The sequence below is a fragment of the Streptomyces sp. NPDC057697 genome, assembly GCF_042799335.1.
Taxonomy (GTDB): Bacteria; Actinomycetota; Actinomycetes; order Streptomycetales; family Streptomycetaceae; genus Streptomyces.
In genome coordinates this window covers 1-1,056 of record NZ_JBHVJA010000047.1, presented here as the reverse complement: position 1 = coordinate 1,056, position 1,056 = coordinate 1, and the positions used below count along the sequence as shown (strand labels likewise).

General features: G+C 74.1%; 1 pseudogene. It reads left to right on the top strand.

The features are described from left to right. A pseudogene (locus ACFVFH_RS35795) lies at nucleotides 1–1,056 on the top strand (hypothetical protein); the annotation flags it as partial.

Sequence of the window (1,056 nt, the reverse complement as noted above, 5' to 3'; positions counted from 1 at the left end):
GGGTCTCCTTGCCCCGGCCGCTCTGGCCCTCGGCATGTCCGCGGACACCTCTTACCGGTTCCTCGGGGCGGCCCTGGCCATCACGGACCAGACCGAGCGGGCCCTCCTGTGCGGTGTCGCAGAGGCGGCCATCGTGGCCCTGACCATCTACGCATGGGCCACCCGGACCAAGGGGCCGGCCTACCTCGCGTATGCCGCCGTGCTCGTCCAGGCCATCCCCGCATTCCAGGTCTCCGGCGCGGCGGGCGGCCCGATCCGGGTCGTCCTCGGGCCCGTCCTCCTGGCCGTGATGCTCCACCTCCTGCTCGGCCTGGAACTGCGCATGTCCGGCGGACAGGCAGACGGCATCCTCGGGGCCGCCCTGCGGGAGCTGCGGGAGCGCGTGACCGCCTCCCTCGGCATCGGCCGGCGGGGCGCCAACTCCGCAGCCATCGCCCGCAGCCGGGCCGCCGACCGCGCGGTGACCCTGGCGGACCGGGTGGCCGGCACTCGGGAGGGCACCCGGACACACTCCCGCCGCGCGGCCAAGTTGGCCGCCGCCATCGACGCGGCGCGACACGGCCTGTCCGGGGATGAGGCGGACGCAGCCGAGGCGGCCATCGTGTCGCGGGTTGTCCGCCGGAAGTCTGTCGCGGGTCTCGCGACCATCGCGACACGGCACGACTGGACCGCGACACTGCCCGGACAGCGACACGACACCGACCGCGACACCGACCGCGACACCGACCGCGACACCGCGACAACCCCTGTCGCAGCCGACCGCGACATCGCGACAGAGACCGCGACAACCCTTGTCGCGACCGAGGCGACCGAGGCGACCGACCGCGACACCGAGGCGGTTTCCTCGGCTCCGGTCGTTGTCGACCTGATGACGAAGCGACACCCCGCGACGTCGCGGGAGCGGGTCTCCGACCTGGAGACGAGCCGGGCCGTTGTCGCGGGCGACGCCATCGCGACAACCGCCGCCCCGGCCCCCTCGGTCGTGACCGCGAGCGACGAGGCCCCGAGTGTCGCGCAGGTGGTCCGAGACGCCATGACCGCCGGAGTCACCGACCG